Here is a 6,788-nt window from a genome sequence, read left to right as displayed (position 1 = left end):
TCGCCGCGATCGCCGCCGGCGGCACGAAGGTCGTGATGACGACGCACGATCTGGGCCAGGCGCGGCGCCTGGCCGGCGAGGTGCTGCTGCTGCTGCACGGCACGCTCAACGCGCGCGCGCCCGCAGCCGCCTTCTTCGCGGATCCGCCGACGCCCGAGGCGGCGGCGTTCCTGCGCGGCGACCTGGTCTGGTGAGCGGGCGGCCCCGTGTCGCCCGGCGCCCACGGCGGCGCCACGCGCCGGCCCCGGTTGACCATTCGCCCCCGCGGGCAGGACGATGGACGGCATGGAGACGCAGGATTTCGACGTGATCGTGATCGGCGCCGGCATGGCCGGCGCGACCGCGGCCGCGCACCTGGCCACCACGCATCGCGTCGCCCTGCTGGAGGCGGAGGAGACGGCCGGCTACCACAGCACCGGCCGGTCCGCCGCGATCTGGATCCAGAACTACGGCCCGCCCGACGTGCGGCGCCTGTCGGCTGCGTCGCGCGCCTTCTTCGAGCATCCGCCGCCGGGCTTCGCGACCACGCCGCTGGTCTCGCCGCGGCCGATCGTGACGCTGGCCCCGGCGGAGCAGCGCGACGCGCTGGCGGCGATGCTGGACGCCGGCGAAGGGCTGGAGCCGATCTCCGTCGCGGAGGTCGCCGCGATGGGCCCGCCGCTGCGGCCCGGCTACGCCGTCGCTGCGGCCATCGAGCGCGATGCCTTCGACATCGACGTGGCCGCGCTGCACCAGGGCTTCCTGAAGGCGCTTCGGGCCGATGGTGGCGCGCTGGCACTGCGCCACCGCGCGGGCCGCATCGAGCGTCGCGGTGGCGCCTGGCAAACGGAAACCTCCGCAGGCGTCATCTTCTCCGCCCCCGTGATCGTGGATGCCGCGGGTGCCTGGGGCGACGAAGTGGCGCGCCAGGCGGGGCTCGATCCGATCGGGCTGCAGCCGAAGCGCCGCACCGCGCTGATCATCGATCCCGGCCCGCATGACTGCGCCGGCTGGCCCCTTCTGGGCGACGCCGCGCACAGCTGGTACCTGCGGCCGGAGGCGCGGCGCAAGCTGATGCTCTCCCCGGCGGACGAGACCGACATGCCGCCCCACGACGTGCAGCCGGACGAGCTGGACGTCGCCATCGCGGTGGACCGCATGCAGCAGGCGCTCGACATCCCCGTGCAGCGCGTGGAGCACCGCTGGGCCGGGCTGCGCAGCTTCACGCCGGACCGCAGCCTGGCGATCGGCGCGGATGCGACCGCGCCCGGCTTCTTCTGGATGCTCGGACAGGGCGGCTACGGCATCCAGACGGCGCCCGCCGCCGGTGCGCTGCTGGCCGCGCTGGTGCGCGGCACCGATCCCGGCGCGCTCGCACCCATCGTGCCGCTGGTGGATCCCAGCCGTTTCCGAGGAGGCCGTGCATGAGCGGGACGCTGCCCACCCCCGACGACGTCCGCGCCGCCGCGGCGCGCATCGCGCCGCACATCGTGCGCACGCCGATGCTGCGCCACCGCCTGCTGGACGAGCTGACCGGCGGCACCATCCTCGTGAAGCCGGAGCCCTTGCAGCGCACCGGAAGCTTCAAGCTGCGGGGCGCGACCAACGCCGCGCTGAAGCTGGACCCCGCGCAGCGCGCGGCGGGGGTGGTGACGCATTCCTCCGGCAACCACGGCCAGGCGACGGCCTGCGCCGCCGCGATGCTGGGCATGCCCGCGCTGATCGCCATGCCGGCCGATGCGCCGGCCATCAAGGTGGAGAGCACGAAGCGCTGGGGCGCGGAGATCACCTTCTTCGACCGCAAGACCACGGACCGGGAGACACTGGCGGAGACGCTGGCCGCGCAGCGCGGCGGCGTGGTGCTGCCGCCCTTCGACCATCCCGACGTGATCGCAGGCCAGGGCACGCTGGCGCTCGAGCTGTTCGAGGATGCGGCGGCGGCCGGCCTGTCGCTCGACGCGCTGGCAGTCTGCACCGGCGGCGGCGGGCTGATCGCCGGCTGCGCGCTGGCCGCCGAGACGGCCTCGCCGGCCACGCAGGTCTGGGCGGTGGAGCCGGAAGGCTGGGACGACACGAAGCGCAGCCTGGAAGCCGGCGCGCGCATCGCCAATGACGGCCAGGGCGAGACCATCTGCGACGCGCTGCTGTCCATGCGGCCGGGCGCGATCACCTTCGCGGTGAACCAGCCGCGCCTCGCCGGCGGCCTGGTGGTGACGCGGGCCGAGGTGTTCCGCGCCATGCGCTTCGCCTTCGAGCATCTCAAGGTCGTCGCTGAGCCCGGCGGCGCCGTGGCGCTGGCCGCGCTGCTGGCCGGCAAGCTGGACGCGAAGGGGAAGACGGTCGGCGTCGTGATCAGCGGCGGCAACGTGGACCCGGCGGTCTTCGCGCAGGCGCTGGCGGCGTAGCCCGCGATCGTCCTGAGTGTGCGCGCCGCAGGCGGGCACGCCAGGACGTGAATCGCTGGCTTCGGCAACACGGGTCTCGCGCGCCTCAGCGCGGGCGCAGCAGCTTCCGCATCAGCAGCGGCACGACGGCGGCGAGGGCGATCACGCCGCGCTGCGGCGCGGCCGGCTGCAGCGCGAAACGGCGCCGGGGCTTCCCCCGGCGCCGTCGCCGCGCACCGCCCGATCCGGCGCTCCGAGTCATGGGCTCAGCCGTGGAAGCGGCGGGAGCTGTGCAGGCTGGCCCAGTCGTGGCCGTGGACGAGGCCGTCGTCGTGCATGTCGTCCTGCTTCATCGCCATCGCCGCGGCGACGTCGTTGGCAGGCGCCGCGCTGCGGCGGTCGTCGTTGGCGGGGCGCAGAAGCTGCCCGATGGAGGGCGGCGGCTCCGTCGCCCAGCCATGCGAATGCACCAGGCCGTCGTCGTGCATGTCGTCGTTCATGGTCATCTCCGTTCCGTTCCTGGACGTTTCCAAGGGGGTGGTCAGTGGGCGTGCGCGGCTTCGCCGTTGTGGAACTGCGCCGCCTCGGTGGAGGTGGCCAGCGCCGTGGTGCTGGCCGTGCCGCCGCTGGCCGCAGTGGCGACCGCGTCGAAGTAGCCGACGCCGACCTCGCGCTGGTGGCGCACGGCGGTGAAGCCCTCGGCCTCGGCGGCGAACTCGGCCTGCTGCAGCTCGCTGTAGGCGCCCATGCCGCGCTCGGCGTAGCCGCGCGCCAGCTTGAACATGCTGAGGTTCAGGCTGTGGAAGCCGGCCAGCGTGACGAACTGGAACTTGTAGCCCATCGCGCCGATCTCGCGCTGGAACCTCGCCGCCGCGTCGACGCCCATCTTGCGCTGCCAGTTGAAGGACGGGCTGCAGTTGTAGGCCAGCATCTTGCCCGGGAACTGCCGGTGGATCGCCTCGGCGAAGTCGCGGGCATCCTGCAGGTCCGGGTCGCTGGTTTCCCACCACAGCAGGTCGGCATAGGGCGCATAGGCGAGGCTGCGCGCGATGGCATAGGCCTTGCCGGCGCCCGGCCTGATGCGGAAGAAGCCTTCCGGCGTGCGCTCCCCGGTGATGAAGGGGCGGTCGCGCTCGTCCACGTCGCTGGTCAGCAGCTGCGCTGATTCGGCGTCGGTGCGGCAGAGCAGGACGGTGGGCACGCCCTCCACGTCGGCGGCCAGGCGCGCGGCGTTCAGCGTGCGGATGTGCTGCTGGATCGGCACCAGCACCTTGCCGCCCAGATGGCCGCACTTCTTCTCGGAGCTCAGCTGGTCCTCGAAGTGCACGCCGGCGGCGCCGGCATCGATCATCGCGCGCATCAGCTCGTAGGCGTTCAGCGCGCCGCCGAAGCCGGCCTCGGCATCGGCGATGATCGGCGCCATCCAGTGCGTCGTGTCGCCCTTGCCTTCCTGCACGGCGATCTGGTCGCAGCGGCGCAGCGCGGCATTGATGCGGCGGACGACGTTCGGCACGCTGTCCACGGGATAGAGCGACTGGTCGGGATACATCTGCCCGCTGGTGTTGGCGTCCGCCGCCACCTGCCAGCCGGAGAGGTAGATCGCCTTCAGCCCTGCCTTCACCTGCTGCACCGCCTGCATGCCGGTCAGCGCGCCGAGCGTGTTCACGAAGGGCTCGGTCTTCAGCAGCTGCCACAGGCGCCGCGCGCCCATGTCCGCCAGCGTGTGCTGCACGCGGAAGGAGCCCGCGAGCTTCGCGACGTCGGCGGGCGTGTAGTCGCGGCGGATGCCCTCGAAGCGGCCCGGCATGGGCGCGCCGCCGCCGAAGCCGGAGCCATCGGGGGCGAAGTTGGGGGAGGTCACGTGACGGGTCATTTCAGCTCCTGCCGCCGCTCTTCCTCGTCGCGGCGCCCGTCAATAATTCACATTGCAGCGCCGAAGTTCAGGGGGGAAACTGGCTGTCAAGCGGCAAGGATGTGATCATCTTCACAGACGTGGGCCGCAAATCTGTAAAGGACCCCACATGGCGCGCCCCCTGATCGGTCGCACCGTCCGCCGACTGCGCATGGAACGCGGGCTGACGCAGCAGGCGCTGGCCGCCCGGCTCGGTATCTCCGCCAGCTACCTGAACCTGATCGAGCACGACCAGCGCAGCGTCACAGCCAGCCTGCTGATCAAGCTGGGCGAGCACCTCTCGGTGGATCTCGCCGCGCTGTCCGGCAACCGGGAGCGACAGACCGAGGCGGGACTGCGCGAGGTGCTCGCCGACCCGCTGCTGGGCCTGGATGAGGTGCCGGAGCAGGAGGTGGCGGCGCTTGCCGCCTCCGCGCCCAATGCGGCGCGCGCGATGCTCGCGCTGTACCGCGCCTGGCGGGTGGCGAAGGAGGATGCCTCCGGCATCGCGCTGCCGACCGGCCGGCGCATCCTGCTGCCGACGGAGGAGGCGCGCGACTTCTTCCACGAGCACGCCAACCACTTCCCCGCACTGGAGGCGGTGGCCGAGCGCATCGGCGCCGAGCTGCGCGCCGCGCCGTCCGAGATGAACCACGCCATTGCGGAGCGGCTGCGCCACACACATGGCGTGACGGTTGCCGTCGGCACGCTGCCGGGATCGCTGCGGCGCTACGACCCGCAGCTGCGCCGCCTCGACCTCTCGGAATCCCTGCCGCGCGAGAGCCGCGGCTTCCAGATGGCGTTCCAGCTGATGCTGCTGGAGGCACGCGACGCGGTGGAGGCGGTGGTGGCGCCGGCCGAGCCCTCCACGCCGGAGGCGGCGGCGATCATCCGGCTCGGCCTGCTGAACTACGCCGCGGCGGCGCTGCTGATGCCCTACATGCCGTTCCTGCACGCCGCGCGCGACCTGCGGCACGAGGTGGAAGCCCTGGCCGCGCGCTTCGGCGTGAGCTTCGAGCAGGCGGCGCACCGGCTTTCGACGTTGCAGCGCCCCGGGGACAACGGATCCGCGCGCGGCGTGCCCTTCTTCTTCCTGCGCGTCGATCCGGCGGGCAACGTGGACAAGCGGTTCAGCGCCGCCGGCTTTCCCTTCGCGCGCTTCGGCGGGTCCTGCCCGAAATGGATCGTGCACCGCGCCTTCGCCCATCCCGGCGAGACGCAGGTGCAGGTGGCGCAGCTGCCGGATGGTGCCACCTTCCTCACCTTCGCGCGCGCCATCGCCGCGCCGACCACGCGCTGGGGAGAGCCGGCGCCGATGCATGTCGTCGCCATGGGCTGCGACATCGCCCGCGCCGAGGAGGTCGCCTATGCCGACGGGCTCGAATTGTCCCGTGCCGCCGTCGGCATCGGCCTGTCCTGCCGGCTCTGCGACCGGCCGGACTGCCGCAGCCGCGCCTTCCCGCCGCTCGAGCATCGGCTGAAGCTGGACCCCAACGAGGACAGCGCGGCGCCCTGGCGCTTCGAGAAGTCGAAGCCGCGGGCCTGACGCTGCTAGGGTGCGTCGCCCGGATGCAGGAGACGCCATGCCCCCGCCCTATGACCGCATCGCGCTGGACCACGTCGTCCTGCGCGTCGAGGACCTGGACCGGATGGTTGGCTTCTACCGCGATGTCCTCGGCTGCGAGGAGGCGCACCGGCAGGACGCGCTGGGCCTGGTGCATCTGCGCGCGGGCCCGGCGCTGATCGACCTGGTCTGGATCGGCGGGAAGCTGGGCCGCAGCGGCGCGGCGCCGGACCGGGAGCGCCCGAACCTGGACCATCTCTGCCTTGCCGTCTCGCCCTGGGACGAGGCGGCGCTGCGCGCGCATCTGGCCGCACATGGCGTGGAGGCCGAGCCGGCGGCGACGCGCTATGGCGGCGGGGGGCCGGCGCCCTCCATCTACTTCCGCGACCCGGAAGGAAACGCTGTGGAGATCCGCGCCGCGTAAGTCCCGCCTTAACCCCCGCCGCGCCATGTCACGCCCGCAGGAGCAACGCGGGGACGATGGCGCGAGGCCGGGGCGAGGGCGCGACGATCGTCCTCAAGAAGGTGGAGGATGGCGGGCACGGGCACCATGGCGGGGCCTGGAAGGTGGCCTATGCCGACTTCGTCACGGCGATGATGGCCTTCTTCCTGCTGATGTGGCTGCTGAACGCCACCACGGAGGAGCAGCGCGCCGGCATCGCCGACTATTTCGCGCCGACGACGCCCTTCGGCCGCAGCCAGTCCGGCTCCGGGGAGCCCTTCGGCGGCCGCACACCGCACAGCGCCGAGCAGATGACACAGGATGCCGGCGCCGTCACGGTGCAGAAGGGCCCGCTGCCGACCCTGCCCGACGTGGAGGTGGAGGACGACAGCACCGTGCCGGCCCGCCCCGTGCCGTTGCGCGCCGGGCCGGAGGGCGAGGACGAGGAGGCGGAGCCGCGCCGGGTCCGCACGGCGCGCGCCGACGCGCCGCCCGGCGACCAGGATCCGCGCGCGGCGCCCGATGTCC

General features: G+C 72.9%; 8 protein-coding genes and 1 pseudogene. 6 read left to right on the top strand and 3 right to left on the bottom strand.

Annotation, left to right across the window (positions count from 1 at the left end):
- The 3 genes and pseudogenes from OZN99_RS22235 to OZN99_RS22225 form a co-directional block, all read left to right on the top strand.
- Positions 1 to 194 (top strand): annotated as a pseudogene (locus OZN99_RS22235) (hypothetical protein); the annotation flags it as partial.
- 91 nt (positions 195 to 285) lie between these two features.
- On the top strand, positions 286 to 1,407 hold the full coding sequence (locus tag OZN99_RS22230; RefSeq protein ID WP_270937442.1) for an NAD(P)/FAD-dependent oxidoreductase: 1,122 nt from the start codon (positions 286 to 288) through the stop codon (positions 1,405 to 1,407).
- Positions 1,404 to 2,384, top strand: a complete 981-nt coding sequence (locus tag OZN99_RS22225) for a threonine ammonia-lyase (RefSeq protein ID WP_270937441.1) — start codon at positions 1,404 to 1,406, stop codon at positions 2,382 to 2,384. Before OZN99_RS22230 ends, OZN99_RS22225 begins: the two co-directional genes overlap by 4 nt.
- 85 nt (positions 2,385 to 2,469) lie before the next feature.
- Here OZN99_RS22225 and OZN99_RS22220 read toward each other — a convergent pair whose 3' ends face one another.
- The 3 genes from OZN99_RS22220 to aceA are packed head-to-tail and all read right to left on the bottom strand — an operon-like array spanning position 2,470 to position 4,236.
- Positions 2,470 to 2,625: a hypothetical protein gene (locus OZN99_RS22220; RefSeq protein ID WP_270937440.1), complete on the bottom strand. Its 156-nt coding sequence runs from the start codon at positions 2,623 to 2,625 to the stop codon at positions 2,470 to 2,472.
- A gap of 4 nt (positions 2,626 to 2,629) precedes the next feature.
- Positions 2,630 to 2,869 (bottom strand): hypothetical protein, encoded by a 240-nt coding sequence (locus OZN99_RS22215; protein ID WP_270937439.1) that lies wholly within the window; start codon positions 2,867 to 2,869, stop codon positions 2,630 to 2,632.
- A gap of 35 nt (positions 2,870 to 2,904) precedes the next feature.
- Positions 2,905 to 4,236: an isocitrate lyase gene (aceA, locus tag OZN99_RS22210; protein WP_456299894.1), complete on the bottom strand. Its 1,332-nt coding sequence runs from the start codon at positions 4,234 to 4,236 to the stop codon at positions 2,905 to 2,907.
- A 148-nt stretch (positions 4,237 to 4,384) separates the two neighbouring features.
- On the opposite strand from aceA, the gene OZN99_RS22205 reads away from it, so the two are divergent.
- From OZN99_RS22205 to OZN99_RS22195, 3 genes are all read left to right on the top strand, one after another.
- Positions 4,385 to 5,800, top strand: a complete 1,416-nt coding sequence (locus OZN99_RS22205; RefSeq protein ID WP_270937438.1) for a helix-turn-helix domain-containing protein — start codon at positions 4,385 to 4,387, stop codon at positions 5,798 to 5,800.
- 37 nt (positions 5,801 to 5,837) lie between these two features.
- Positions 5,838 to 6,242, top strand: coding sequence for a VOC family protein (locus OZN99_RS22200; RefSeq protein ID WP_270937437.1), 405 nt, complete (start codon positions 5,838 to 5,840; stop codon positions 6,240 to 6,242).
- Positions 6,243 to 6,298: 56 nt separating this feature from the next.
- Positions 6,299 to 6,788: flagellar motor protein MotB (locus tag OZN99_RS22195; RefSeq protein ID WP_270937436.1), on the top strand; the 490-nt coding region annotated here is incomplete at its 3' end.

Origin of the sequence: Falsiroseomonas oryzae, assembly GCF_027856955.1 — a bacterium.
GTDB classification, from domain to species: Bacteria; Pseudomonadota; Alphaproteobacteria; order Acetobacterales; family Acetobacteraceae; genus Falsiroseomonas; species Falsiroseomonas oryzae.
This window is presented reverse-complemented; position numbering and strand designations above follow the sequence as displayed.

Excerpts from the sequence above, each read along its gene's own strand:
- OZN99_RS22230 (WP_270937442.1), top strand. The coding sequence starts at position 286 with ATGGAGACGCAGGATTTCGACGTGATCGTGATCGGCGCCGGCATGGCC.
- aceA (WP_456299894.1), bottom strand. The coding sequence starts at position 4,236 with ATGACCCGTCACGTGACCTCCCCCAACTTCGCCCCCGATGGCTCCGGC.
- OZN99_RS22215 (WP_270937439.1), bottom strand. The coding sequence starts at position 2,869 with ATGACCATGAACGACGACATGCACGACGACGGCCTGGTGCATTCGCAT.
- OZN99_RS22225 (WP_270937441.1), top strand. The coding sequence starts at position 1,404 with ATGAGCGGGACGCTGCCCACCCCCGACGACGTCCGCGCCGCCGCGGCG.
- OZN99_RS22200 (WP_270937437.1), top strand. The coding sequence starts at position 5,838 with ATGCCCCCGCCCTATGACCGCATCGCGCTGGACCACGTCGTCCTGCGC.
- OZN99_RS22205 (WP_270937438.1), top strand. The coding sequence starts at position 4,385 with ATGGCGCGCCCCCTGATCGGTCGCACCGTCCGCCGACTGCGCATGGAA.
- OZN99_RS22220 (WP_270937440.1), bottom strand. The coding sequence starts at position 2,625 with ATGACTCGGAGCGCCGGATCGGGCGGTGCGCGGCGACGGCGCCGGGGG.